The organism is Variovorax glucosi (assembly GCF_051216695.1).
Taxonomy (GTDB): Bacteria; Pseudomonadota; Gammaproteobacteria; order Burkholderiales; family Burkholderiaceae_C; genus Variovorax.
The window spans coordinates 1-1,510 of the sequence record NZ_JBPJZE010000069.1 but is presented as its reverse complement, the minus strand read 5'-3'; the positions used below and the strand labels follow the sequence as shown (position 1 = coordinate 1,510).

Genomic DNA, 1,510 nt, shown 5'->3' with positions numbered 1-1,510 from the left:
CCCGCGCGCATCGCCCGCCAGGTCGGCGCGCTGCAGCACCTGCTCGAAGCGCGCACCGAGCTGTCGAACCTGCTGTCCTATATGGACGGCAAGAACGGCGCGGAGCAACTGATCGCGCAGGCGCTGCAGAACCCGGGGCTTCTCAAGTCGCTGGCCTCGGCGCCGAACCCGGCCGTTGCCAAGGCCGTGGAAGCCGCGAACGAAAAGGCCGGCACGCCCGGCAACCCAGGGACCTCTTCCGAGTAAGCGCGAGCACGAGCAGCAAGGACCGTCATCATCATGAGCACCGCCCCCAAACAGACCGCCGCGCGCGCACCCGCCTCCGTCGAAACGCTCGAGCCGAACGAGTTCGCCGACCTGCTGCAGCGCGAGTTCAAGCCCAAGACCGACCAGGCCCGCGAGGCGGTTGAGAACGCCGTCAAGACGCTGGCCGTGCAGGCTCTGGAAAGCACCGTCACCGTCTCCAACGATGCCTACCGCACGGTGCAGGCCATCATCACCGAGATCGACCGCAAGCTTTCCGAGCAGATCAACCAGATCCTGCACCACGAGGACTTCCAGCAACTCGAAGGCGCATGGCGCGGCCTGCACTATCTCGTGAATAACACCGAGACCGACGAGCAGCTCAAGATCCGCGTGATGTGCGCGTCCAAGCGCGAAGTGGCGCGCTAGCTCAAGCGCCACAAGGGCATCGGCTGGGACCAGAGCCCGCTGTTCAAGAAGATCTACGAAGCCGAGTACGGTCAGTTCGGCGGCGAGCCCTTCGGCGCGCTGATCGGCGACTTCCACTTCGACCACAGTCCGCCCGACGTCGAGATGCTCAGCGAAATGGCCAAGATCGCGGCCGCCGCGCACTGCCCCTTCATCGCCGGCGCATCGCCCACCGTGATGCAGATGGATTCGTGGCAAGAGCTGTCGAACCCGCGCGACCTGACCAAGATCTTCCAGAACACCGAGCACACCGCATGGCGCAGCCTGCGCGACTCGGACGACGCGCGCTACATCGGGCTGGCCATGCCGCGCTTCCTGGCACGCCTGCCGTATGGCGCACGCACGAATCCGGTCGACGAGTTCGAGTTCGAGGAAGAAACCGACTCGGCCGCGCACACCCGCTACACATGGGCCAACTCGGCCTATGCGATGGGCGTGAACATCAACCGCTCGTTCAAGCAGTACGGCTGGTGCACCTCCATCCGCGGCGTCGAGTCCGGCGGCGCGGTGGAGAACCTGCCCACCCACACCTTCCCGACCGACGACGGCGGCGTGGACATGAAGTGCCCGACCGAGATCGCCATCAGCGACCGGCGCGAGGCCGAGCTTGCCAAGAACGGTTTCATGCCGCTGGTGCACCGCAAGAACTCCGACTTCGCGGCTTTCATCGGTGCGCAGTCGCTGCAGCTGCCGGCCGAGTACTACGACGCCGACGCAACGGCCAACGCGAACCTCGCGGCGCGCCTGCCGTACCTGTTCGCCTGCTGCCGCTTCGCGCACTACCTGAAGTGCATCGTGC

At 66.0% G+C, this 1,510-nt stretch carries 1 protein-coding gene and 1 pseudogene; both read left to right on the top strand.

What is annotated here, in order from left to right; all coding sequences use genetic code 11:
• Window positions 1–246 (top strand): type VI secretion system contractile sheath small subunit (locus ACSFA3_RS22925; protein WP_435507756.1); only part of this gene is annotated, 246 nt, incomplete at its 5' end.
• A gap of 33 nt (window positions 247–279) precedes the next feature.
• Window positions 280–1,510: pseudogene (gene tssC, locus ACSFA3_RS22920) on the top strand (type VI secretion system contractile sheath large subunit); the annotation flags it as partial.